21 protein-coding genes are annotated in these 25371 nt (G+C 68.5%); 5 read left to right on the top strand and 16 right to left on the bottom strand.

The genetic code is table 11. From position 1 onward, the window contains the following. Positions 1-17: 17 nt before the first annotated feature. From EHF44_RS23945 to EHF44_RS23915, 7 genes are all read right to left on the bottom strand, one after another. The gene (locus tag EHF44_RS23945; protein ID WP_124686757.1) at positions 18-1106 is read right to left on the bottom strand and encodes a porin; all 1089 of its coding nucleotides are present in this window, start codon (positions 1104-1106) and stop codon (positions 18-20) included. A 46-nt stretch (positions 1107-1152) separates the two neighbouring features. Beyond that, entirely contained in the window at positions 1153-2304 is a 1152-nt protein-coding gene (locus tag EHF44_RS23940; RefSeq protein WP_172966170.1) for an amidohydrolase family protein, read from the bottom strand. A 151-nt stretch (positions 2305-2455) separates the two neighbouring features. Continuing rightward, complete coding sequence (locus EHF44_RS23935) at positions 2456-3319, bottom strand: fumarylacetoacetate hydrolase family protein (protein WP_124686168.1); 864 nt, start codon at positions 3317-3319, stop codon at positions 2456-2458. A 49-nt stretch (positions 3320-3368) separates the two neighbouring features. Continuing rightward, complete coding sequence (locus tag EHF44_RS23930; protein ID WP_253700198.1) at positions 3369-4646, bottom strand: MFS transporter; 1278 nt, start codon at positions 4644-4646, stop codon at positions 3369-3371. A gap of 51 nt (positions 4647-4697) precedes the next feature. Next, positions 4698-5213, bottom strand: a complete 516-nt coding sequence (locus EHF44_RS23925) for a flavin reductase family protein (protein WP_253700196.1) — start codon at positions 5211-5213, stop codon at positions 4698-4700. Further along, the gene (locus tag EHF44_RS23920; RefSeq protein ID WP_124686167.1) at positions 5210-6124 is read right to left on the bottom strand and encodes a VOC family protein; all 915 of its coding nucleotides are present in this window, start codon (positions 6122-6124) and stop codon (positions 5210-5212) included. The genes EHF44_RS23925 and EHF44_RS23920 overlap by 4 nt, the downstream gene beginning before the upstream one ends. Before the next feature lie 11 nt (positions 6125-6135). Continuing rightward, on the bottom strand, positions 6136-7386 hold the full coding sequence (locus EHF44_RS23915) for an acyl-CoA dehydrogenase family protein (RefSeq protein WP_124686166.1): 1251 nt from the start codon (positions 7384-7386) through the stop codon (positions 6136-6138). A 113-nt stretch (positions 7387-7499) separates the two neighbouring features. On the opposite strand from EHF44_RS23915, the gene EHF44_RS23910 reads away from it, so the two are divergent. After that, positions 7500-8516, top strand: coding sequence for an amidohydrolase family protein (locus tag EHF44_RS23910; RefSeq protein WP_124686165.1), 1017 nt, complete (start codon positions 7500-7502; stop codon positions 8514-8516). A 30-nt stretch (positions 8517-8546) separates the two neighbouring features. Here EHF44_RS23910 and EHF44_RS23905 read toward each other — a convergent pair whose 3' ends face one another. After that, entirely contained in the window at positions 8547-10007 is a 1461-nt protein-coding gene (locus EHF44_RS23905) for an aldehyde dehydrogenase family protein (RefSeq protein WP_124686164.1), read from the bottom strand. Between the two features lie 128 nt (positions 10008-10135). Continuing rightward, entirely contained in the window at positions 10136-11116 is a 981-nt protein-coding gene (locus tag EHF44_RS23900) for a LysR family transcriptional regulator (RefSeq protein ID WP_124686163.1), read from the bottom strand. A 157-nt stretch (positions 11117-11273) separates the two neighbouring features. Between EHF44_RS23900 and EHF44_RS23895 the strand changes: the two genes are divergently transcribed. Beyond that, entirely contained in the window at positions 11274-12599 is a 1326-nt protein-coding gene (locus EHF44_RS23895) for an MFS transporter (RefSeq protein WP_124686162.1), read from the top strand. A 31-nt stretch (positions 12600-12630) separates the two neighbouring features. Further along, complete coding sequence (locus EHF44_RS23890) at positions 12631-14136, top strand: M81 family metallopeptidase (RefSeq protein ID WP_124686161.1); 1506 nt, start codon at positions 12631-12633, stop codon at positions 14134-14136. A 9-nt stretch (positions 14137-14145) separates the two neighbouring features. On the opposite strand, the gene EHF44_RS23885 is transcribed toward EHF44_RS23890, so the two are convergent. From EHF44_RS23885 to EHF44_RS23870, 4 genes are all read right to left on the bottom strand, one after another. Beyond that, positions 14146-14457 carry an oxidoreductase C-terminal domain-containing protein gene (locus EHF44_RS23885; RefSeq protein WP_124686160.1) on the bottom strand — a complete coding sequence of 104 codons (312 nt, stop codon included), beginning with the start codon at positions 14455-14457 and terminating at the stop codon, positions 14146-14148. Then, positions 14394-15380 (bottom strand): NAD(P)/FAD-dependent oxidoreductase, encoded by a 987-nt coding sequence (locus EHF44_RS23880; RefSeq protein WP_124686159.1) that lies wholly within the window; start codon positions 15378-15380, stop codon positions 14394-14396. Before EHF44_RS23880 ends, EHF44_RS23885 begins: the two co-directional genes overlap by 64 nt. 49 nt (positions 15381-15429) lie before the next feature. After that, entirely contained in the window at positions 15430-16068 is a 639-nt protein-coding gene (locus tag EHF44_RS23875; RefSeq protein WP_124686158.1) for an FMN-binding negative transcriptional regulator, read from the bottom strand. Between the two features lie 104 nt (positions 16069-16172). Next, positions 16173-17135 carry a LysR family transcriptional regulator gene (locus EHF44_RS23870; RefSeq protein ID WP_124686157.1) on the bottom strand — a complete coding sequence of 321 codons (963 nt, stop codon included), beginning with the start codon at positions 17133-17135 and terminating at the stop codon, positions 16173-16175. Positions 17136-17277: 142 nt separating this feature from the next. Here EHF44_RS23870 and EHF44_RS23865 point away from each other — a divergent pair, with 142 nt between their 5' ends. Continuing rightward, the gene (locus EHF44_RS23865; protein ID WP_301337485.1) at positions 17278-18792 is read left to right on the top strand and encodes a CoA-acylating methylmalonate-semialdehyde dehydrogenase; all 1515 of its coding nucleotides are present in this window, start codon (positions 17278-17280) and stop codon (positions 18790-18792) included. 15 nt (positions 18793-18807) lie between these two features. On the opposite strand, the gene EHF44_RS23860 is transcribed toward EHF44_RS23865, so the two are convergent. Continuing rightward, entirely contained in the window at positions 18808-20319 is a 1512-nt protein-coding gene (locus EHF44_RS23860) for a PLP-dependent aminotransferase family protein (protein ID WP_124686155.1), read from the bottom strand. Between the two features lie 63 nt (positions 20320-20382). Beyond that, positions 20383-23028 (bottom strand): bifunctional diguanylate cyclase/phosphodiesterase, encoded by a 2646-nt coding sequence (locus EHF44_RS23855; protein WP_124686154.1) that lies wholly within the window; start codon positions 23026-23028, stop codon positions 20383-20385. Between the two features lie 215 nt (positions 23029-23243). Between EHF44_RS23855 and EHF44_RS23850 the strand changes: the two genes are divergently transcribed. Continuing rightward, complete coding sequence (locus EHF44_RS23850) at positions 23244-23765, top strand: RrF2 family transcriptional regulator (protein ID WP_124686153.1); 522 nt, start codon at positions 23244-23246, stop codon at positions 23763-23765. 63 nt (positions 23766-23828) lie between these two features. Here the strand turns inward: EHF44_RS23850 and EHF44_RS23845 are convergent, their stop codons facing one another. Then, positions 23829-25040: an NAD(P)/FAD-dependent oxidoreductase gene (locus EHF44_RS23845; protein ID WP_124686152.1), complete on the bottom strand. Its 1212-nt coding sequence runs from the start codon at positions 25038-25040 to the stop codon at positions 23829-23831. Between the last annotated feature and the right edge of the window lie 331 nt (positions 25041-25371).

The raw sequence follows: 25371 nt of genomic DNA, 5'->3' as shown, positions 1-25371 counted from the left end.
CCGCCCACCGGCCGCGTTCAGAAGATGTGCTTGACGCCGAGCATCGCCCCGAGCTGCGTGCCGCCGGGCGACGCACTGGCGCCCGGATTGCTGCTCACGGACTGGGCCAGTTGCCCGCCGTTGTCGATGAACCCGGCCGTGGCGTAGATGGCCGTGCGCTTCGAGAAGTTGTACGTGCCGCGCACCGCGTAGAGCCATGCCTTGTTGGCGCTGTTGTGATAGCGCTGGTGATAGACCTGCCCGGCCACCGTGAACGCCGGCGTCAGGTCATACGAGCCCCCGAGCCAGAACAGGTCGCTGCGCGGCGCGGGATTACCATCGTTGTCATGCCGCAGCCAGCCCGCCCCGGCCTTCACGCGATCGAACAGCGTATAGGCGCTGAGCGACAGCCGGTCGTCCTTGCGGCCGCTGCTGGTAAGGCCGCCAAAGGCGCCCGGGCCGCCGCGCCACGAATCGTAGGCCGCCGCCACGCCGAAGTGCGGCGTCTCGTACATCAGCAGCGCCGACCACTCGCGGCAGGCCCGCTTGTCGGCGGGATTCTCGCCCGCGCAGTTGTTGCTCGACGGACTGGGCGCGGCCACCGCCGCGTCGCGGCCAAAGCTGTAGGTGGCGCCCACCGTCAGCCCGCCGAACTTGCCCTTGTACGAGATGGCGTTGTCCGCGCGCGAGTTCGGGATCGTCGGATCGAGCGCGCCGGACCCGAACGTGTTCGGCCCCAGGATGTCCGCGTCGAGCGTGGCCCAGAACATCATCGTGTACTGGCGCCCGAACGCGACCTGGCCCCAGTCTCCCGACAGCCCCACCCACGCTTGCCGGCCGAACAGGCGGTTGCCGAAATTGGCCGCGCCGGTATCAGGCGCGAAGCCCGATTCCAGCACGAACTGCGATTTCAGGCCGCCGCCCAGGTCTTCCACGCCGCGCAGCCCCCAGCGCGACGGCACCGAGGCGGACAGGTTAGGCATGCGCACCACGGTGCCCTGCGTCGGGCCGGCGTGGTTGACCATCTCCACGCCCGTATCGACCACGCCGTACAGCGTCACGGACTGCGCGCCCGCCAGCGCCGGCAGCGCCGCCGCGCAGCCCAGCGCCAGGTGTTTCAGTTTGATTGTCATGGGTCTCCTCCGTCTTTTTTATGAGAATTGGGTGGCCGGGCTAGCTCGCCTGCGCCGTCCCCAGCCGCGCACCCTGGCTGGCCACCCGCGCCAGCAGCCGCGCCGCGTTGCCGCCTTCCACCGCGCGCAGCTCCTCGGCGCTGAAGCCCACATCCCGCAGCCCGGCAAACGTGGCCTGCGTGCCGGTTTCCGGAACAAACGGAAAATCGGTACCCAGGACGATGTTGGCCGGCGTGACCAGCTTGCGCAGCGCCGCCATCGAGATCGGGTTCGCGGCAATCGCGGTGTCGTAGTACAGCCGCTTGAGCAACGGCATCACGCCCTCTGGCACCTGGCGGGCCAGCGTCTTGTCCAGCGAGCCGAGGATAGCCATGCGCGTGGCCAGGTAGGGCACCGTGCCGCCGGCGTGCGAGAAGATGAAGCGGATGTCCGGGCAGCGGCTGAACACGCCCGAGAACATCAGGCTGGACACGGCGCGCGTGGTGTCATGCGGGAACTCGATCAGCGAATCGGGCTGCTCCGGCAGCAGGCCGCGATGGCACTGGCACGACGTGGGATGCACGTAGACCACGGCCTTGCGGCGGTTCAGTTCCGCAAAGACCGGCGCGAAATCGGCGTGCCCCAGGTACTTGTCGCCATAGTTGGTCATCAGGCCGATGCCGTCGGCCTTCAGCACGTCGAACGCATGGGTGATCTCGGCCATGGCCGCGCGCACGTCGGGCAACGGCAGCGCGCTGAACGTGCCGAAGCGCGACGGGTGGTCGCTGACCATCTGCGCGGCGAACTCGTTGCAGGCGCGCGTGAGCTGGCGCGTCCTGGCCATGTCGGGCATCCACAGCGGCGGCGCCGAGACCACGGCGGTGGTGATGCCCTGCCGGTCCATCAGGCCCAGCGAATCGGCCACCTTCCACTGCGGCGCCACGCGGTTCGGCGCCGGCGCGCCGATGGCCTCCTCGCCCATGGCCTGGCGGAAGACCGGCGGCAGGATGTGATGGTGGACGTCGATGCGCTGCACGCCCGCCATGCCGTCCTGCGGCTGCGGCTGCGACTGTGGTTGCGGTTGCGACTGCGCACGCGCGGGTACGGCCTGGCTGGCCAGCAGGCCGCCCAGCATCGCGCCGATCCGGCGGCGCATCGGGCTGGCCGGACGGCCGGCCTGACAGGGGTCCACGACTTCGTTCTTGGTTTGCATAGGCGTCATCAAAGTGAGGTGGGACAGCCGGTGTGCCGTGGCGCCGGGCAACAGGCCGCCCTGCCCGCGCGGCGGCGGACATGGCGGGCCGGCCTGGTGGCGACGGCGCTGGGTACTGGGGTGCTGCGGGGCTACTCCCGCCGGGGGCGGGTCAGGCGGGTTCGGCCACCACGCGGTTCTCGATGTGGCCGATGCCGTCGATCTCGGCGCGCATGACGTCGCCCACCTTCAGGTAGGACGGCGGGTCCATCGCCACGCCCACGCCGGACGGCGTGCCGGTGGCCAGCAGGTCGCCTGGCTCCAGCGTGAATGCCTTCGACAGATGCACCACCTGGTCGTAGATGTCGTGGATCATCGCGCCGGTCACGTCGTCCTGGCGCAGTTCGCCGTTGACCCACATCCGCAGGCGCAGCGCGTGGGGGTCGCCCAGTTCGTCTGGGGTGACGATCCACGGGCCGATCGGGCCGCACGTGTCGAACGACTTGCCGATGGTCATCGTCTGCGACGCCAGCTGCCAGTCGCGCACGGACACGTCGTTGCAGACCATGTAGCCGGCGATGACCGACGGGGCGTCCTCGCGGCTCACATGCCGGCAGCGGGTGCCGATGACCGCGCACAGTTCCACCTCGTAGTCGAGCTGCGCCGAGACCACCGGCATGTGCACGTCGCCGAACGGGTCGTTGATGCACGACACCTGCTTGTTGAACCAGACCTGCACGGGCGGCGTATGGACGCCCACCTTGGCCGCCTCCGCCACGTGCTTGCGGTAGTTCATGCCGATGGCCAGGTATTTCGACGGCTTGGGCACCGGTGCCAGCAGCGTCACCGCCGACAGTGGCGCGGTAAAGCCGCCGCGCACGGCGCGGGCGCGGTCCAGCGCGGCCGGGCCGGCTTCGAGCAGTTCCTGCATGGTGTCGGGCAGGGCCGGATCGTTGCGCGGCAGATCGATCACGAGGTCGCCCTCGACCTTGCCGATGGACGTATTGCCGTTGTGGAGATAGGTAACGAGCTTCATGGTGTGGCGATGCGTTGAGTCAGGGATGGGAAAGCGTGGGAATCGGGCACTAGGCCACCGTCGCGCGCGAGGCGTCGTCCTGGCCGGCCGGGCGCGGCGCGCCCTGCACCGGGAACGGGTACTGGCGTGGCAGGCGCAGCAGCATCAGCGCCGCGCAGGCCAGCACCGCGACAAAGGCGAGCAGCGCCGGGCGGTAGGACCCGGCCAGGTCGTAGGTGGCCCCCATCACGAACGGCCCCAGGCCGGTGCCGACCGTGAAGGCCGCGAACAGGTAGCCGTAGATCTGGCCGAACGCGCGCAGGCCGAAGTAGCGGCTCTGCAGGTAGGCGATCAGGTCCACCTCGGCGCCCATGCCGATGCCCACCAGCACCGCGCCCACCGTGGTCAGCGCCACGTCGCTGCTGCCCAGCAGCGTCAGCACGCCCAGCGCCGGCAGCAGCACGAACGCGATGGCGACATGGGGGCCGAAGAAACGGTCCAGCAGATAGCCGCACAGCAGGCGCCCGACGATCAGCGACGCGCCAATGCCCGAGAACACCGTCACGGCCTGGCTGGACGGGATGCCCCGGTCGGTCAGCAGCGGCACCAGATGGACGATGGTGCCGTTGGCGACGATCGGGATGCACAGGAAGACCACCGCCATGACCCAGAAGTCCTTGTGGCGCAGCGCATCGCGCGCGGCCAGCCCCGGCAGTTGCCGCACCCGCGCCGCCACGTTGCCGGCGTCGACGGACACGTCGCGGACCAGCAGCGCCACGGCGGGAAACGCGATGCAGAACACCGTCACACCCACCGCGACAAAGGCCCCGCGCCAGCCGAAGTGGTCCAGGTAGGACTGCGTCAGGCGCGGCACCAGCGCCGCGCCCAGGCCCACGCCGGTCATGGCGATGCCCATGGCCAGCCCGCGCTGGCGGTCGAAGGCCGCCGCAATCGCCTTGGCGTACGGCAGCGGCGCCTGGCCGGCGCTGAACAAACCCATCAGCGCGAACATCGCCAGGAACGCGGCCGGCACCGGCGGCGCCAGCGACATGGCCGCGATGGCCAGCGAGAACAGCGTAATGGCCGCGAGCGTGACCGGCTTGATGCCGCGGGCGTCGATCAGCTTGCCGGCCACCGGCGTGGCGATGGCCGCGAAGATCGAGCCCAGCATCACGGCGGCGGACAGCACGCTGCGGTTCCAGCCGAACTCGGCCATGATCGGCTTCATCAGCACCGAGGCCGAGAACTGCAGCACGGTGACGTTGCCGACGATCAGCCCGAGGACCGAGCCGATGACGATCCACCAGTGGCCGCGAAACAGTTGCGTGGGACGGTTGGGGGCGTGCACGTTTGTCTCCAGATTGTCTTGTCTTATGGTGTATGGCGGCGCGCGGGGCCGCTAGGTCTGCAGCACGGGCTCGCGCGCCATGAACTTGCCGGCGTGGAACAGCAGCGGCGTCTGCGCGCCGTAGCCGAACCGTTCCACCTGTCCCAGCATCATCACGTGGTCGCCGAACGGCACCACCGTGGTGGTGCGGCATTCGAAGCACGCCAGCGCGCCGTCCAGCAGCGGCACGTCGCCCAGGCCGGGGCGCACCCCATCGCCCAGGATGGCGAACTTGTCAGGCGACGGCCGCGCGAAATGCGACGCCAGGTGCTGCTGCTCGGCCGTCAGCACGTGCACGGCGAAGTACTCGGACTCCGAGAACGCCTGCAGGCTCGGCGCGCGGTCGCTCAGGTACCACGCCACCAGCGGCGGGTCCAGCGACACGGAGCAGAACGAGTTGATCGTCAGCGCCGCGCGCTGGCCGTCGGCGGTACGGGTGGTCACGACGCAGACGCCGGTGGCGAATCGTCCCAGCGCGTTGCGCAGGTCCCGGCTGTCGATGGACGGGGTGATGATGTCGGCGCTCATGGGCGGGCCTCCTCGGTAGCGGGCACGGCATTGGCGCCGGCGCCGGTAAAGCAGCGCGGGTCGCGGGTCGAGCCCCAGTAATCCAGTGACAGCGGCGACGGCTCGATGCGGCGCGGCGCGCGCGGAAAGGTCTCCGGGAACGCTTCCATGCCGAAGCTGTATTCCATCGTCAGGCCGTCCGGGTCCAGGAAGTACAGGAAGACGCTGTCCGACGCCGGATGCCGGCCCGGCCCGAACACCACGTCGGAGCCGGCCGACTTCAGCCGCGTGAGCGCCCGGCCGATGTCGTCGATCTCGGTCACCATGTAGTTGACGTGGTGCAGGCAGCGCCGCTCGAAGCGGGCGATGCCGATGCCATGGTGATACGGGTTGGGCCAGCAGCGCATGAACGTGATGACATCGCCCACCGAATCCGATTCGCGGAAGTTCAGCACGTCGCGCCAGAACGCCACGGCGCGGGCCGCATCGGGCGTGTTGAAGACCACGTGGCCCAGGCGCTGGATGCGCGTCACCGTGGGCGCGAACGGCCGGGCCGAGTCCGGCGCCGGCACGTAGAACTCCAGCATGGCACCCACCAGCGGCTCGAACACGCGGATGGCGCGCGCCTGCGCCCGCGCGGCACAGGTGTCGGCCGGCACGTGCTCCACCGGCAGGCCGGCCGCGTCCAGGCGCTCCAGCAGCGGCGCGAACTGCGCGGCGTCCTGCAGCATGAAGCCCGCGCAGCGCAGCCCGGCCGCCTTGCCGGGATACAGCACGAGGCTGTGGTGATCGTGGTCGCAGCGCAGCCGGATCTCGCCTTCGCTGCCGGTATCCACGTACTGCAGGCCCACCACGTCCTCGTAGAAGCGGCGCGAGCGCTGCGGATCGGTCACGTTGAGCTCGATGCGGCCCAGTTTCTGGTGTCGGATCATGGCGCGCCCCTTCAGTACTGCCCGCGCGGCGGCAGGCCCATCCGCATCTGCCCGTACATGCTCGATACGGCATGCCAGTTGACGCTGATATGGTGCGCCACCGCGTTGATGTCGCGCCATGCGCGCTGCACGGCGTTGTCCAGCTGGATGCCGGTGCCGCCCACCACGTCGTACAGCTCGTTGATCGCTTCCACGCAGAGCTGCACGGCATAGGCGTGGCCGCGCCGCAGCGTGATGCGCTGGGCGGCACTGAGCTTGGTACCGGCGGCAACGAGGTCCGTGGCCAGTTGCAGGTCGCGTTGCAGGATCAGCTGCGCCGCGTCCACGGCCGCTTCGCCGCGCGCCACGGCGGCCTGCACGTGGCCGAACTGGGCGATCGACTGCCCGCCGCCCGCAAACGCCCCGCGCGTGGCCCGCGCGGCGACGCTGTCGACGAATGCATCGAGCGCCCCGCGCAGCGCCGCCACCGCCGGGTTGGCCAGCAGCGGCGGGAAGCCGCTCAGGAACGGCAGCCGGTAGATCGCCGACGCGTGCAGGGCGGCGCCGGGGCCCTCCTGCTCCAGCACGTCGGCAAAGGCCACGGTGCGGTGTTCCGGCACGAAGACCGGTTCTTCGATGGCGATGTCCTTGCTGCCCGTGCCGGCCAGCCCCACCGTATGCCACGTATCGACGATCTGGTACTGGCCCTTGGGCACCAGCAGGAACAGCGGCCGCGGCGGCTGGCCCTCGCCCTGCGCCACCATCGCGCCGAGCGACATCCACTGGGCGTTGTCGCAGTTGCTGCCAAAGCTCCAGCGGCCTTGCAGGCGGAAGCCGCCGGCCACCGCTTCGGCCTTGCCGGTGGGGGCGATGCACGATGCGATCAGCGCGTCGGGCGATGCGCCCCACACGTCCTGCTGCGCTTCGCCCGGGAACATGCCCAGCACCCACGACGCCGCGGCGCTCAGGCCGTAGCACCATCCGGTGGAGGCGCAGCCCTGGCCCAGTTCGAACGCCAGGCGGCGCAGCACGTCGAGCCCGAGTTCGTGGCCGCCGAAGCGCCTGGGCTGCACCACCCGGTACAGGCCCGCGGCAATCAGTTGATCGGTCACCTCGGCCGACACGCGGCGGTCGAGTTCGGTCTGGCGGGCGCGCTCCGCGATGATCGGGCGAAGCCTGGCGACGGCCTCCATCAGCTTGGCCTGCACGGCGGTGTCGGCAATCGCTGCCGGTGCCGGTGCCGATGCCGTGGGGCGATCCAGTACGTCTTGGGGTGTGGCCATCGAACGAGTCTCCTAAATTGTTGCAAAAGCAACCTATCCGTGCTCGAATTAAAGCGCATGACAGTTGCTTTTGCAACCGTTAGAAGCACACTTCCCTATCAGGAGATACCCCAATGAACCCCCTGCCCGCACGCTGCGGATGCATCGACGTCCACACCCACGTCATCCCGGCCGAGTTTCCGCGCTACATCGGCCAGCGCGCCAACGTGCCGTGGCCGTCGATGCGCGACGCGCAGCCTTGCCACCGGCACGTCGTGATTTCCGGCGAGATCTATCGCACGGTGCCGCATCACGCATGGGACACCGCCGCGCGGCTGGCCGACATGGACGCCACCGACGTCGCCCATCAGGTGCTGTCCCCGATGCCGGAACTACTGTCGTACTGGATGGATGGCGAGGATGCAGGCGTGCTGTCGCGCTACCTCAACGAGACGCTGGCCGGCATGGTGGCGCGCGCGCCCGACCGGTTCAGCGCGCTGGGTGCGGCGCCGCTGCAGGACATGGACCGCGCCATCGCGGAGCTCGACCATGCGGTGGGCACGCTGGGACTGGCGGGCATCGAGGTGGGCAGCAACGTGATGGGCGTACCGATTGGCGATCCGCGCTTCTGGCCATTCTTTGAAGCGGCGCAGGCGTGCAACGCGGCGATCTTCGTGCATCCGCTGCGCCCGGCCGGCATGGACCGGCTGGTGGGCCCGCCCGCGCTGGAGCAGATCGTCGCGTTCCCCGGCGAGATCGGGCTGGCGGCGGCGTCGCTGATCACGGGCGGGCTGCTGGCGCGCTTTCCGAAGCTGCGGATCGCGCTGAGCCACGGCGGCGGCTCCATCCAGGCGCTGGTGCCGCGCATGCAGTTCGCGTGGGAAAAACAGCGCGCCTTGCGCGACGCCATGGCCACGGCCCCGGTCGACGCCGCGCGCGCGCTGTACTACGACGATTTGCTCTACAGCCCGCAGGCCATCCGCGCGCTGGTGGAACTGGTGGGCGAGACACGCGTGATGATCGGCACCGACTACCCGTTCGCCATCATGGACGCCGACCCGGCGGCGCGAATCGCGTCGCTGGGCCTGCCGGACTCCGTGGTGCAGCAACTGCGCTGGAAAAACGCGGCGGCGTGGCTGGGGCGCATCTAGCCCGCCGCCCGGAGGCACCGGCACGGTGCCTCAGTGGTGATGCGGGATGAAGTCCTGCGTGATCTGCTTGTACTCCAGGAAGTCCTCCACCGACGCCAGGCCGCCCAGGCGGCCCAGCCCGCTCGACTTGAAACCGCCCTCTTCCATCTCCACGGCCAGATTGGCCCAGCTATTGATCGACACCAGGCCGGCCTGCAGGCGCCGCGCCACACGGATCGGCCGGTCGACGTCGCGGCTCCACACGCATGCGCTGAGCCCGTAGTCGCTGTCGTTGGCCAGCGCGATGGCTTCCGCCTCGGTATCGAATACCTGCAGCGTCTGCACCGGGCCGAACGTTTCCTCGCGGGCGATTGGCAGGCTTTGGTCGGCGATTTCCAGCAGCGTCGGCCGATAGAACGCGCCGCCTGCCAGCGCGGAGTCCTGCGCCGGGCCGCCGCGCACGATGGGCCGGGCGCCGGCCGCGATGGCCGCTTCCACCAAGCCATTCACGCGCGCCACGGCCGCCTTGTCGATCAGCGGCCCCATCTGGCTCGTCGCCTCGCGGGCCGGGCCCACGCGCACTGCCTCCAGCCGCTGCGCCAGGCCGGCGCGCACGGCATCGGCGATGCCCCGCTGCACGAGAATCCGGCTGCCGGTCATGCAGAACTGGCCGGCGAACACCGTGGACGACTTTTCCAGCACCGGCAGCACGGCGGCCAGATCGGCATCGTCGAAGATCAGGTGCGGCGTCTTGCCGCCGAGTTCCAGCCCCACGCGCTTCAGCCGGTCGGCGGCCGCGCGGGCAATGGCGCGGCCGGTGGCGGTGCTGCCGGTAAAGCTGACGACCGGCACCTGCGGCGAATCCACCAGCAGGCGCGCCCCGTCGGCGCCCGACTCGGTCACGATATTGACCACGCCCTTCGGCAGCTCCGGCACGCTGGCGACGATGTTGGCCAGCAGCGCAGCGGTCTGCGCGGCCTGGTGCGGCATCTTGACCACCGCCGTGCAGCCGGCGGCCAGTGCCGGCGCCAGCGCGCGGATGCAGAGATAGGCCGGGGAATTCCACGGAATGATGAGCCCGGCCACGCCCACCGGCTCGCGGATGGACATGCTCTGCTGGCCCGGCCGGCTTTCCACCACGCGCCCAAAGTTGTGCATCGCCAGCCCCGCCACAAAGCGCAGCGCGCGCGGAATCAGCGACGCCTCGAAGGTGGCTTCCGCGCGCAGCTTGCCGTTCTCCGCGCACAGCATGTCCACCACCTCCTGCTGCCGGCGGGCGAACGCATCGGCCAGATGCCCCAGCGCCGTGGCCCGCAGGTAGGCGTCATCGCGCCAGTGGCCCGCCGCAAACGCCTCCGCCGCCGCGTCGATCGCCAACTGCATCGTGGCCGCCGTCGCATCGTGGAAATACCCGATCACCTGCCCGGTGGCCGGGTCGATGCTCTCCTTGCACTGCCCCTCCGCCAGCCATTCGCCACGGATCCAATGCATTGCCTCTGCCTTCGTGCTCATGTCGCCTCCTGTTGTCGGTGAATTCTGGTTGTGGATACAACCAATACAACTGCGGCGCATTGAAGCATATATCGGTTGCTTTTACAACCTAATCGCGGGCGAGGAAGGGGACGGCGGCGGACGGCTCGTCACCGCTTCCGGCGCGCTGGCGCTTTGGCCCCGCCGCCCGTGCTGGCGCCGGGCTCCCGCGTCGCACTGACCTCCGCGAACATCCGCATCTGGCGCAGCAGGGTTTCCAGCAGGGTATCGGCGGCCACGCCGAGCGGGCGGCCCGTGCGCACCAGCACGCGCGCCTTGGCTGCCTCGAACAGCGGATGGGCGATGGGCAGCGTCACCAGCTCGCCCGACTGCAGTTCGCGGTAGGCGGCGAAGGCACCGATCAACGTGATGCCGTCGTGGCGCTTGACGAAATGCCGCAGCACCGACAGCGAGTTGGTGGTCAGCGTCGGGCGGATCTGCACGTTCTCCGTATAAGCCAGCATCTGCACGACCTGGCCGAGTCCGAACGCGGGCGGCATCATCGCCAGCGGGTAATCGGCCAGTTCGCTGATCGCCACCGGGCCGCCGCGCCGCGCCAGCGGATGCCCGGCGCGCACCAGCAGCACCACGGGCTGGGGCGACGTGGCCACCCACGTAATGTCGGCGTGCGACGGCGGGTTGTAGGCCAGGCCGATATGCGCGCGGCTTTCCGCCACCTCCTGCAGCACGTTGTTGACGGGCAGGATGTCGACGGTGATGTCCAGGCGCGGATAGCGCGCGCAGAAGTCGGTCAGCACCTCGTCCATCAGGCCATCGACGTAGCCCTCGCTCGTGGCGATGCGAACCTGCCCGTGCTGCAGACCGCGCAGTGCCTGCATGCGGTCCTCGAACCGTTCCTGCTGGGCGCGGCAGCCGCGCCAGTACTCCAGCAGGTGCAGCGCCGCCTCGGTGGGCTGCACGCCGCGCGCGTGGCGGTCGAACAGCGGCGCACCCACCTCTTCCTCCAGCAGCCGGATCTGGCGCGTGATGACCGACGGCGACGTGTTGATGCTGTCCGCCGCGCCGCGGATCGACCCGTGCGTCAGCACTTCATGGAAATAGCGCAGCCGGCGCTGGTTCAGTTCGCGCATGTTGCTCCCATGTTCGCGTGTTGCCCAATGGGCAACGATAACCGACTTCGGTTGCTCTTGCTCTGTCCCGCCATCTGCCCGACGATTGCCCCACACCAAGAAAAAAAGCACAACGACATTCCATTCCCACCACGGACTGCCAACGGGAGAGAGAGACATGTCCGCACCCCTGCCCCACCGCGCGGCGGCGCCCGCGCCGTTCACCGACGCTGCCCGCCAGGCGCTGTATCGCAAGCTGAACTGGCGCCTGCTGCCCTTCCTGCTGATCTGCTACACCTTCGCCTACCTGGACCGCGTCAACATCGGCTTTGCCAAGCTGCAGATGCAGAGCGACCTGGGCCTGTCCGACGCCGTCTACGGCCTGGGCGCCGGCATTTTCTTCCTGGGCTACGTGCTGTTCGAAATCCCGAGCAACCTGCTGCTGCCGCGCATCGGCGCGCGCAAGACCATCAGCCGCATTCTGGTGCTGTGGGGGCTGACGTCGGCCGGGATGATGTTCGTGCGCGACGAAACCACGTTCTACGTGATGCGGTTCCTGCTGGGTGTGTTCGAAGCGGGCTTTGCGCCGGGCATGATCTTCTACCTGACGTACTGGTACGGGCAGGCGCGCATGGCCCGCGTCATGGCCGTGGTGATGCTGGCCGGCCCCATCGGCGGCATCTTCGGCTCGCCGCTTTCCACCTGGCTGATGACCGGCCTGGCCGGCGCGCACGGGCTGGCCGGCTGGCAGTGGATGTTCCTGGTCGAAGGGCTGCCCTGCGTCGTGCTGGGCGTGCTGGCGCTGCGCATGCTGGCCGACCGCCCCGAGGACGCCCGCTGGCTCAATGACGACGAGAAGCGGCTGCTGGCAGCGGAGCTGCGCACCACGGGCACCGCCCACCACTCGTTCGCGGAGGTGGCGCGCGACCGGCGCGTCTATGGCCTGGCGTTCGCGTACTTCACGATGATCTGCGGCATCTACGCGGTGAGCTTCTGGCTGCCGTCGATCCTCAAGGCCGATGGCGTGACCGACACGATGCAGATCGGCCTCTACTCGATGATCCCGTACATCGCCGCCGCCATCGCCATGGTGGTGATCGGCCGGCGCTCGGACCGGCGCGGCGAGCGGCGCCTGCACAGCGCGGTGCCCGCCCTCATCGGCGCCGCCGCACTGGCGCTGGCCACGATGTCGAGCGGCAACCTGGCGCTGTCGCTGCTGTGCATGACGGTGGCCACGGCGATGATGTGGACGGCCTACACGGTGTTCTGGGCCATCCCGTCGCAATACCTCAAGGGCGAGGCCGCGGCCGGCGGCATCGCGCTGATCAACACCATCGGGCTGATCGGCGGCTTTCTTAGCCCGACGATCATCGGCGCGGTGCGCACCGCAACGGGCAGCATGCAGGCCGGCCTGCTCGTGATGGTGGCGCTGCTGGTGGCCGGGGCGATCCTGCTGCTGGCCAACCGCATGCCCGCGCCCGAAGGCAGCGTTGCTGCCGCCTGACCTTTTCTACCGACACCCCATGGAGCAAGACTTGGCAACACGGATCCTGATCGCCGGGTTTCAGCACGAGACCAACACGTTCGCGCCGTCCAAGGCCGGCTATGCGAACTTCGAGCGCGGCGAGGGCTTCCCGGCGATGGCGCGCGGCGAAGACGTACTGAAGCTGGCCGACGTCAACATCCCGGCCGGCGGGTTCATCCAGGCGGCGCGCCGCCATGACTGGACGCTGCTGCCGGTGATCTGGGCCGGTGCCAGTCCGTCTGCGCACGTCACCGAGGACGCCTACGAGCGCATTGCCGGCGAGATCGTCGCGGCCGCGCGCGCGGGCGGCTTCGATGCCATCTACCTGGACCTGCACGGCGCCATGGTCACCGAGCACACCGACGATGGCGAGGGCACGCTGCTGGCGCGCCTGCGCGACGTCGTGGGCCCGGCGGTGCCGATCGTGGCGTCGCTGGACCTGCACGCCAACGTCACGCGCGCCATGCTGGACGCGGCGGACGCGCTGGTCGCGTATCGCACCTACCCCCACGTGGACATGGACCAGACCGGCGCGCGCGCAGCGGAACTGCTGCATCGGCTGCTGGACGGCCAGACGCGCTGGCACCGCGCTGCGCGCCGCCTGCCCTTCCTGATTCCGATCAACGGCATGTGCACGATGCTGGAGCCCGCGTGCGGCATGTACGCCGAGATCGACGCGCGCGAGCGCGATGGCGTGGTGTCGCTATCGTTCGCGCCGGGCTTTCCGGCGGCCGATTTTCCCGAATGCGGGCCGGTGATCTGGGGCTATGGCGAAACCGCCGAGGCGGCCGAGGCCGCCGTACAGGCGCTGCATGACCGGATGCTGGCCGAGGAAGCCGCTTGGCAGGTGCCGTTCCTCTCGCCCGACGAGGCCGTGCAGCAGGCCATGGCGCTGGCCGAGGGCGCGACAAAGCCGGTGGTCATCGCCGACACGCAGGACAACCCGGGCGCCGGCGGCGATTCGAACACCACGGGCATGCTGCGCGCGCTGCTGCGCCACGGCGCGCAGGGCGCGGCCATCGGCCTGATCTGGGACCCGGCCGTGGCCGCCACCGCGCATGCGGCGGGCGTGGGCGCGGTCATCGACGTTGCACTGGGCGGGGTCTCGGGCGTGCCGGGCGACGCGCCGCTGCAGGCCAGCTTCGAGGTGCTCGGCCTGTCCGACGGTGTCTGCCGCTTTGGCGGGCCGATGATGCACGGCATGCTGGCCGACGTCGGCCCGGTGGCGCTGCTGGGCATCGGCGGCGTCAAGGTCGTGGTCAGCGGAGGCAAGGCGCAGATGCTGGATCGCAACCTGTATCGCGTTGCCGGCGTGGAGCCCGAGGCGATGAAGATCCTCGTCAACAAGAGTTCGGTGCATTTCCGCGCGGATTTCCAGGGCATCGCGCAGGCGGTGCTGGTGGCCAAGGCGCCCGGCCCGATGACGGCCGACCCGGCGGACCTGCCGTGGACGCGGCTGGCGCCGGGCATCCGCCTGAAGCCGATGGGCCAGCCGTTCGTGCCACAGCAGGCGTAACCCGGGCAGTCAGGGCTCTCCGGCCAGCGCCTGCAGCGGCACCGACGCATCGGCGAAGCGCGCCGGATCAATCTGCTGGCGCCCTTCGACGAACGCCTTGGCCACCCGCATCGGCATGGCGATCTCCCTGACCGCCCCGAGCGCGCTGACGCCGACCGTCGTGCCGCCATCGTCGGTGGACAGGTAGAGCCTGCTGTCGCCGATGGCCCGTTCGACGTGGCGCGTGCCCAGGGCCGGCAGCCCCGACACCTGCAGCGTCAGGTCGAACTGGTTCGACCAGAACCATGGCACGTGGCCATAGCGCACCGGCTGCCCGACCATGCTGCGCGCCACGGCATCGGCCTGCTCTTCCGCGCTCTTCCAGCTTTCCAGGCGCAGCGGCTGGTGGAACAGGTCGCAGAAATAGCGCGTGACGTCGCCGCAGGCGTAGATGTCGGGGCCGAAGTCTGCAGCTGCGCATCCACCACGATGCCGTTGTCGACCGTCAGGGCCGCCGCCTCGGCGACGGCCGTGTTGGGCCGCACGCCGATGCCGTAGACGATGACGTCGCACGCAATGCGGGTGCCGTCGGCCAGCACCACCGTTTCGGCGCGCGCCTGGCCCTCGATTGCGGCCACGCGCGCGCCGAAGCGAATCTGGACACCCTTCTGGCGGTGAAACGCGATCAGCGCGTCAGACACCGGCGCCGGCAGGCTGCGTCCCAACGCGTGCGGCGCCGCTTCCAGCAGTTCGACCTGGCAGCCTTTCTCTACCGCCGCAGCGGCTACCTCCAGCCCGATGAAACCCGCACCGATCACGACCACCCGGTTGCCGGCCTGCAGCGACGCCGCGATGCGTGCGGCCTGCTCCGGCGTGCGCAGTCCTTCCACGCCGGGCAGATCGGCGCCCGGTATCGGCAGCGCGATCAGGTCGGCACCCGTCGCAATCAGCAGCTTCTGGTAGCCCAGGGTCTCGCCACCATCGAGCGTGACCGTCCGGGCGGACGGGTCGATGCGCTGCACCGTCCGCCCCAGCTGCAGGTCGATACCGTTCTGCTCGTACCAGTCCATCGGAAAGAACGCGCAGGCGTCGTGAGACTTCTTGCCCAGCAGCACGGCCTTCGATAGCGGCGGCCGGTCGTAGGGCACGCGGCCCTCCTTGCCGACCATGGTGATGCCGCCGGTCCAGCCGTGCTTGCGCAGCGCCTGCACCGCCTTGCATCCGCTGTGGCCCGCGCCCATGACAATGATGCGATCAGAACTCATGCTTCCCCTGGAGTTGGCTTGCCATACACGGCCCCTGGCGCGCAATGGCCTACCGGGGGTCCTCGGTGATCGCGTCGAGCATCGCCTGGCCCATTGCAACGTCGCCCTGGGCTTTCAGCGCCTCGCCGGCACTGCGCTTGTCGCGCAGCTCGCGGTTCTGGCTCAGCTTGAACTTGCCAACGATTTTCTCGATTTCGATCTCGATACCGACGATCGCCTTGAGCATCGTCTCGATATAGTCTACCGGGGAGTCGCCCATCTTCCACGGCTTTGGCTGGGCCGACTCGTGCGTGCGCGTCAGCCTGGCCACCACGCCGCGGACGTAGCGCTCGTCGTCGCGGATCGTGATCTTGCCGTGCGCGTGGACCACGCGGTAGTTCCAGGTGGGCACCTGCTTCTTGAACTCGTGCTTGCTCGGGTACCAGTTCGGCGTGATGTAGGCGTCCTCGGCGCGGAACACGACCAGCACGTCGTCGCCATTGCGGACGTCGGTCCACACCGGGTTGTTGCGCGCCACATGCCCGTGCAACACGCCCTGCTTGCCGGGCGGCAGTTCGAGTTCGAAGGGAATATGGTTGGCGTCGAGTCCGCTGGCGCCGTTCGTCACCAGGGCGGCAAACGGGTGTTCGCGCATCAGGCGATGCAGGGCGTCGATGTCGGGGACTGCGAAATGGGCCGGTACGTACATGGTGGGTTCTGGCTGGGGGGGTCGATGTGGGCGAATATTGCTGGCGCAATGGGCCAGCTTGAAGAGCCATTTTCGAACGACTTCACTAGACCAGTATTCGGCCGTCAGCGGCCATGTGACGAAAACCCCGCCTTGAACGCGGCGCGCAGGTAGTCGACAAACACCTGGCTCACCCGGGACGCATGGGCGCTGTAGGGCCGGATCGCGTACAGCCATTCGCCGAACGCGCCGGTCGACTGCCAGTCGGGCAGCACCTCGACGAGCTGGCGCTTTTCCACCGCGCTTTGCGCACTGAAGTCCGGCAGCAGGGCGATGCCCAGGCCGGCGATGGCCGCGTCGCGCAGCGCCTCGCTGTTGTTGACGCCCAGCGGCCCGCTGACCGCCACCGTGATCGGATCCACGCGGCGCTGATGTCCGCCCTTCGCCGGGACAAAGGTCCACGTCACCGCCCCGTGCGCGCGCGGGTAGTGCAGACACTGGTGGTCAGCCAGCGCGGCCGGCGAGGCCGGCGTGCCGTGGGTCTTCAGGTACTTGCCGCTGGCCACCAGCACCGTGCGGGTCTGCGACAGCATCCACGCCACATGGGTCTCCGGCGGCGCGGCCGTGTGGCGGATGGCCATGTCGAACCCTTCCTGCGCTAGCGCGCGCAGCCGGTCCGACATGTCGAGTTCCAGCCGGATGTCGGGGTACGTGGCCAGGAAGCCGGGCAACAGCGGCACCAGTTGCTGGCGCGCAAAGGCCACCGGCGCCGTGACCCGCAGGATGCCCCGGGGCGTCTCGGCCAGCTCGCGCACGTTGGCAAACCCGTTGGCGATCTGTTCGAACGCCCCGCGCGTCGATTCGACAAGCTGGCGCCCGGCGTCCGTGAGCGCCGCGCTGCGCGTGGTGCGCTGCACCAGCATGATGCGGGCCGAGCGTTCCAGTTCGGCGATGCGCTGGCTCATCGACGCCTTGCTGACGCCCAGCCGGTCCGCGGCCTTGCTGAAGCTCCCCTGCTGGTCCAGCACCGCCAGCCAGTGCAAGTGCTCCCACAAGCGCTCCACGCTGTCCTTGCCCGCCTTCGCCATGGCCACTCCCATTATTTTGCAAACCTGCATCTCACTGGAACAAAATCCTAAACAATAAGTTTGCGTTTGGCCATCTACCGCGCCCGGCCGCCGGTTCCTACACTGCAGCCGTTGACTCGCACCACTATCGAAGGAGATGCCCGTGACCGCCCCATTCACCAGTTCCGCCGAAGTCGTCCACTACGTTGCCGGCAAGCCCTACGTGGGCCACGGCGCGCAGACGCAGGCCGTGTACAACCCGGCAACCGGTGCGGTGGCGCGGCAGGTCCGGCTTGGCGACAGCAAGGACGTGGACGCAGCCGTGGCCAGCGCCAGGGCCGCGTTTCCGGCGTGGGCCGATACGCCGCCGATCCGCCGCGCCCGCATCATGCTGAAGTTCCTGGAACTGATGAACCGCGACAAGGACACGCTGGCGGCCATCATCACGGCCGAGCACGGCAAGGTGCTCAGCGACGCCGCGGGCGAGGTGAGCCGCGGCATCGACATCATCGAGTTCGCCTGCGGCATCCCGCAGTTGCTCAAGGGCGACTTCACCGATCAGGTCTCCACGGGCATGGACAACTGGACGCTGCGGCAGCCGCTGGGCGTGGTGGCCGGCATCACCCCGTTCAACTTCCCGTGCATGGTGCCCTGCTGGATGTTCCCGGTGGCTATCGCGGCCGGCAACTGCTTCATCCTCAAGCCCAGCGAGCGCGATCCGTCGGCATCGCTGTTCATGGCCAACCTGCTCAAGGAAGCCGGCCTGCCCGATGGCGTGTTCAACGTGGTGCAGGGCGGCAAGCCGGTGGTGGACGCGCTGCTCCATCATGACGACGTGCGCGCGGTGAGCTTTGTCGGTTCCACGCCGATCGCGAACTACATCTACGAGACCGGCGCCCGGCTGGGCAAGCGCGTGCAGGCGCTGGGCGGCGCCAAGAACCACATGGTCGTGATGCCCGACGCCGATATCGACCAGGCGGTGGACGGCCTGATCGGCGCCGCCTACGGGTCGGCTGGCGAGCGCTGCATGGCGATTTCCGTCGCCGTGCTGGTGGGTGACGTGGCGGACAAGATCATCCCCAGGCTCAAGGCGCGGGCGCTGGAACTGGTCATCAAGAACGGCATGGAGGCCGACGCCGAGATGGGGCCGGTGGTGACGCGCGAAGCGCTGGAGCGGATCGAGAACTACATCGGCATCGGCGTGCAGGAAGGCGCCGAGCTGCTGGTGGACGGGCGCAACTACCGCGTCCCCGGCCATGAGAACGGCTTCTTTACGGGCGGCACACTGTTCGACCACGTGACGCCCGACATGCGCATCTACCGCGAGGAAATCTTCGGACCGGTGCTGGGGTGCGTGCGCGTCAAGGACTTTGCCGAAGCGGTCAAGCTGGTCAACAGCCACGAGTTTGCGAACGGCGTGGCCTGCTACACGCGCGACGGCCAGATCGCGCGCGAGTTCAGCCGCCGCATCGAAGTGGGCATGGTGGGCATCAACGTGCCCATCCCGGTGCCGATGGCATGGCACGGCTTTGGCGGCTGGAAGCGCTCGCTGTTCGGTGACATGCACGCCTATGGCGAGGAAGGCGTGCGCTTCTATACCCGCCAGAAGAGCGTCATGCAGCGTTGGCCCAACGACACGGCGCGTGGCGCGGAATTCGCCATGCCCACGGCGAAGTAAGTCCGGCCCGCCGGCCTAATGCGCGCGCCGCCGGGCAGCCTTGCCGCCGGCCTGCTCAGCGACGATGGCCGCCAGCGTCTTGACGGCCCGCTCCATCTGCTCGTTCGAGTAGCCGCCCAGGCCCAGGATCAGCCCCGGGCGCCCGTGGTCGGCATACATCGGCGACACGGCCCGCACCGAGACGCCTTGCTCCAGCGCCCGCGCAGCCACGGTCTCGTCACGGACCGTATCGGCCAGCCACAGGACAAGGTGCATGCCCTGGTCGCCGGGCTGGACCCACGCGTGCTCCGGCGGGATCAGCCGCGCGATGATGTCGATCAGGTACGCGCGCCGGTCGGCATACACCAGCCGCACGCGCCGGATGTGCCGGTCAAGGTGGCCCTCGGCGATGAACGCGGCCAGCGCGTGCTGGTCCGCGCTGGGCGGATGCCGGTCCATCAGGCTGCGCGCGCCGCAGAACGACGCCACCAGGTGCTCCGGCACGATCACGTAGCCCAGCCGCAATGACGGAAACAGGATCTTGCTGAAGGTGCCCAGGTAGATGACCCGGTCGGGCGCCAGCCCCTGCAGCGACGGAAACGGGTGCCCCACGTAGCGCAGTTCGCTGTCGTAGTCATCCTCGACGATCCACGCGTCATGGCGCCGCGCCCACGCAACGAGCGCGGTGCGGCGGGCCATGCTTAACGGCATGCCCAGCGGATACTGGTGCGAAGGCGTGACAAACGCGGCGCGCGCGTCGTCGGCCATGCGCACGCCGGCGTCCACGTCCATGCCGGCCTCGTCCACGGGCACCCGCACCATCCGCTCCCGCGCGCCCATCGCTTCCAGGATGCCGGTGATGCCGCGATACGCGGGCTCTTCCACCCAAACCCGGTCGGTCGGCTCCAGCAACACCTGGCAGGCCAGATAGAGCCCCTGCTGCGTGCCGGCCGTGATGATGACCTGCGCCGGCGAGCAATGCACCGAGCGCGACTTGCGCACGTAGTCCGCAATGGCGGCACGCAGCACGGCAACGCCCTGCGGATCGTCGTAACCCGATGGCGCCGCCGCGCGCAGCCCGCGCGTCCGGTTGCCCACGCGCCGCCAGGTATCGTCGGGCGCGGTCGGCCCGACCGGCACCGACACCGCGAACGGAACCGACGGCAGCGGCGAGAACTGGCGGGCAACTTCGGCAAATGCGGCGGCCCGGGGCGGCAACGTCGGCTTGCCTTTCACACGCCGTGGCGCGGTCTCGCCAGCCGTCGGCGCCACCGAGGAGAGCGTCGTCGACACCCGGGTCCCGGACCCGGCCTGCGCCTCCAGAAAGCCTTCGGCAATGAGCTGCTCAAAGGCATCGGTGACCAGCCCGCGCGAAATCCCGAGCGAACTGGCCAGATGCCGGGTCGATGGCAACGCATCGCCGGGCTTCAACTCGCCCGCGCGGATCGCCGCCCGCAGCACCACGGTCAACTGCCGACCAAGCTGCCCCTGGGCCCGATCCAGGGTGCCGACGAACGGCAGTTCCACGGCCTGTCTGCGTCTGGGCATAAATACTGGCTCACCAATTTGGGTCGATAGTGGGCCTACACCATAAACCAGTGGCGCCACGCGTCAAGTCACCGCGCTTGCAAATGCCTCGAACGCCCGGGCGTCTACGGGCGGGCAGAACAGGAAGCCTTGGCCGTAGTCGCAGCCAGCCTCCAGCAGGATCCTGCGTTGCGACTCGGTCTCGATGCCCTCGGCGATCACGCGGATGCGCAGCGCGTGGGCCATGCTGATGATGGCGCGGCACAGGGCCACGTCGTCCGGGCCTCGCGTCAGCGACCGGATGAAGGAGCGGTCGATCTTGATGTAGTCGATATCGAGACGCCGCAGGTACGACAGCGACGAATAGCCCGTGCCGAAATCGTCGAGCGCGATCTCGATGCCGGCGGCCTGGAAGCGGGACAGTTGATTGATGACGTCGGCGCCCTGCTCCATCACCGAGCTTTCGGTTATCTCGATGACAAGGCTGCCGACCGGCACGTTTCGACGCTCGATCAGCCCGGACCAGGATTCCGGCCCGCTGGCGGGCGCGCAGAACTCCATCGGCGACTTGTTGACGGACATCTGGAAGCCATTGCCCAGCACGGTCTGCCAGCGCGCCAGTTGGTCCAGCGCTTCCGCCAGCACCCAGCGGCCGATGTCGATGATTAGGCCGGACTCTTCCGCAACGGGGATGAAATCGTCGGGCGGGATGGACCCGCGTACCGGATGATCCCAGCGGATCAGCGCCTCGGCCTTGCAGACCTTTCCGGTCCGGAGGTCGACAATGGGTTGGTAATGGAGGGCGAACTGCCCCGCGGTCAGCGCCGCACGCAGGTCCTGCGTAATGCGCAGGCGCTCTTTCTCGGCGTGCAGCAGCGCCTTGCTGAAAACCTTCGCGCGATTGCGGCCCTCCTTCTTGGCCGCGAACATCGCCTGGTCGGCGCACACCAGCAGCGCCTCGGCGTTATCGGCGTCTTTGGGATACAGGGCCACGCCGATGCTGGCCGACACGACCACCAGTTCGCCGGCCAGCCGGTAAGGTGCCGCGATGCGTTCCAGGATCGCCTGGGCAATGCCCTGCGCCACGCCGACATCGTTGACCGTCGGCAGGATCACGGTGAACTCGTCGCCGGCCAGCCGCGCCACGGTGTCCGATGCGCGCACCGATGCGGCGATACGACGTACGGCCTCCAGCAGCAACTGGTCGCCCTGGTCGTGGCCCAGCGTATCGTTGACCTCCTTGAAGCGGTCGAGGTCGATGAACAGCAGCGCCAGCGAATCCTGGGCGCCACGCGGGCGTTCTATCTCCTGCCTGAGCCGGTCGAAGAACAGCCGGCGGTTGGGCAGATCGGTCAGCGCGTCGAAGTTAGCCTGGTGCCGGATGACTTCCTCCGCCTGACGCTTCTCGGTCATGTCATGGATCAGCGCCACGCGGCGGCGCTCCCCGTAGGCGTGGGCCAGGTAGGTATCCACCGTCAGGTAGGCCGGAAACTCGCTACCGTCCTTGCGCCGCACCGCGATCTCGCCGCTCCATTTTCCCGTGGCCTCCACGGCGGCCCGCAGCCGTTCGATCAGCCCGGGCGTCGTTTCCGTGCCGCCGAGGCTGTAGCCGGAGCGCCCCCTGACCTCGTCCGCTGCATAGCCCGTGGCCGCCGAGAATGCCGGGTTCGCGTCGATGATGGTGCCGTCCAGCGATGTGACGACCATCGCCTCGCTGCTGGACGAGTAGACCAGCGACGCCAGCCGCATCTCTTCCATATGGCGCTGCCGCTCGGCCATGGAACGGCGCAGGCTGTAGTACAGCAGCCCCAGCAACAATGTGGATGCAATGGCGCTGGCGAAGGCAATGCGTCGGTACGACTCGTACGGCGCCAGCACAAGATCGATCGACTCGCCGACGACGAAGTTCAGCCCGAACTCCGGCATGCGGTAGTAACCGAAGAGACGCTCCACGCCTTCGGAGCCGGACACTCCGCGGAAACTGCCGGCGACGGGGGCGTCGGTGGCCAGGTAAGGCCGGTTGTTGGTGACTGCCCTGCCCAGCGCGCCTTCCAGTGCCGGGACCCTGGCCATGACCTGGCCGGACGTCTTGATGACCGACGCGACTTCGCCGTCGAGCGAGGTAAAGGTCTGCGCAAAGCTGGCGAACTGTTCGGGACTGACCGACACCACGATGACGCCGTCGAAAACGCCACCGCGCAGGATGGGACGGGTGAACTGGATCGACCATTTGCCGGAGACCTTGCCCTTCACCGGGTCACTGATAAACAGTACGTCCCGACCCCCGGCGTTCTGATGGACGCGAAAATGCTCGCGCTTGCTCAGATCGACCTTCTCTCCGCGCGCCGGGGAACCGATGGACGAGTAGACGAGCATGCCGTGCTTGTCGATCACCGCCACCTGGAACGACAGGTCCACCACCAGGTTTTCCCGTTCCCGCACCAGCTCGACAAAGCCGTCCTGGCCCACCAGCCAACTAGCCCGCAGGTCGAGCAGGAACTCGGACAGCCGCAGGATGCTGGATTTGGAATAGGCGCCAAACGCGCGGGCTTCCGCCTGGGTGCGCTCGGCGGCGACATGCAGCAGGCGGTCGCGCTCGCTCACAAGCTGATAGGCCGCGAACGACCATGTTGCGATCAGCCATGCCGCCGCAGCCACGTTCAATGGGGAGAAAACCCCGCGCAGGCGCTGCAGCGCCCAGCCATATCGGGTGGCGAACGGTTCTGGCATCAAGGTGGGTCGCGGGGCGGCGAGTAATTTGAACCGATTATCAGGCTAGTCGAGGCCGGCTTACGCGACAAGCTGTGCCCATTTCGCGCGTGTCCTCGCTGGCGAGTGGCCGTCGGGCGCAGATTAATTCACATTCTTGGCATATAACCCGCGGTTGCTGCCGCTTGCCTGCTGGTGTAGGCTTCCAACTACGATTTAGCCTGTCCGAGTTAGATATGTCCCACATCAGCACGGGCGTGGAGTACGGCCTGCACTGCCTGCTCCACCTGTCCCGCTCCAGCATCGCGGTGGAAGAAGCAAGCGTACGAGACCTCGCCGACTTGCAAGGCATCCCCCACGACTTCCTCGCCAAGCTGTTCACCAAGCTCGCGAAGGCCGGGCTCGTGGTGGCCACCGAAGGCATCAAGGGCGGTTTCCGGCTGGCGCGGCCGCCGTCGCGCATCACGGTCCATGACGTCGTCGTCGCCATCGACGGGGACAAAGCGCTGTTCGAGTGCCGGGAGATTCGCGAGCGCAACGCTGTGTTCGAAGGCTGCGCACCCGCGTGGGCCACGCGCGGGGTCTGCTCGATCCATGCGGTCATGCAGTCGGCCGAAAAGGCGATGCGCGCGGAGTTGAAGAACCATACGCTGGCCGACATTGCCGAGCGTACCGTGGAGAAGGCGCCCGCTGCCTACGGCGGTCAGGTCGTACAGTGGCTGACCGATCGCGCGGAGAATCGGCGCGGTAGCCGGTAAGGTCCAGCAGCCGATAAAAAAGGGCGATCCCGATGGATCGCCCTTCTTCTTGCTGGCGGCCGGTCAGGCCACCACGATACGGCGCGGATCGGCGGATGCCAGCGCCTCGGCCCGGTTGGCGCTCGGCGGATAGATCCACTCCGTGTTGATCCGGGTCTTCAACGCCTTGGCTTCGGCGCCGGACAGCTTGACCTGGCGGTCCCACCCTTCCGTGTACACCGCGCCCCACGGGCCCAGGTCCAGGCACGTGACGTACTTTGGCTGGCTGTACGGGATCGGCGGCTGGCCCAGCAGGTCAGCGGCCACGTTGTGTCCCGCCGAGCGACCGAGGTTCATCGCGTGCTGGCAAGACATCATGGTCACGTTGCCGTCGTCGTCGGTGGCGGCACGGGCCACGTCACCCGTGGCGTAGACGTGGTCCACGCCCTCCACCTGCAGGTTGCGATCGACATACAGGCGGCCGAAGTTGTCGCGCTGCGCGGGAATCTGGTCGGTCAACGCGCTGGCCCGTGCGCCGGCAGTCCAGATCACGGTCTGGGCCTGGATGCGCTCGCCGCTCTGCAGCGTGACGCCTTGCGCGTCCACCGATGCCACACCGGAGCCCAGCTTCCACGTCACGCCCAGTTCGGTTAGCGCCTGTGTGATGACGGGGCGCGGCCCTTGCCCCAGGTCCGGGCCGATCTCGTTATTGCGCTCCACCATGATGACGCGCACGGCGGCATCGGCACCAAGCACCTCACGCAGTCGCGCGGGCATCTCGGCCGCCGTTTCGATACCGGTGAAGCCGGCGCCGGCAATCACGACGGTGTTCCGGGCCTTGCTATCGGGCCGGCTCGCCAGGCCATGCAGATGCGCTTCCAGCCGGGAAGCATCGGCCACCTGATCGACGTTGAAAGCATGCGCGTCAAGGCCGTCGATCGCCGGCCGGAACAGCCGGCTGCCCGCCGCCAGCACAAGGCGGTCGTAGCCCAGCGTCTGGTGCGATGTATCGGCGCCCGCGCACTTGACCGTCACCTGGCGCGCCGCCACGTCGATCTGCTCGACGATGCCCTGCACAAACCGCACACCAGTGGCTGCAAATATCTCCAGCAGCGGCGCCTTCATCTTGAGCGGATGTTGTTCGTAAAGGCGGGGCCGCACGTGCAGCGCGGGCTCGGGCGCCACCAGCACGATCTCCACATCGGTGCGCGCGGCCTCGTCGAGCAGACGGGCCGCAGCCAGGGCGCTCCACATGCCGGCAAAGCCGGCGCCAATAACAAGAATGCGTTGTGACATCACTACTGCTCCTGATCGATTCTTTACTGCACTGACCAGCGGCGGCGCCGCCTGGGTATCCGCGCCGCGTCAATCGCCACGCCTTAACTCCGATTCTAGTAGTCGTAGTTAAGGCGTGCAAGAAGTTTTCTTGCAGGGGTCTTGCGATCCCCTTTTGCGATCACAGCATGCGGGTAACCGCTATCAAATCTAGGACTGCGATAGTCGTAGTAAGGCGGCGCGCGATCTTCTGAGCCTGCGCCGCCTGTGCCGACGTGGCGTTGGCGGAACGGAGAGGAACTGCGACTGGGACTACCGAATGCACGCCGGCGCGCTTTCGCCCATCCCTGCC

The organism is Cupriavidus pauculus (assembly GCF_003854935.1).
Classification (GTDB): domain Bacteria; phylum Pseudomonadota; class Gammaproteobacteria; order Burkholderiales; family Burkholderiaceae; genus Cupriavidus; species Cupriavidus pauculus_C.
The sequence above is the reverse complement of the archived record's forward strand: the minus strand, read 5'-3'. Positions and strand labels throughout refer to the sequence as shown.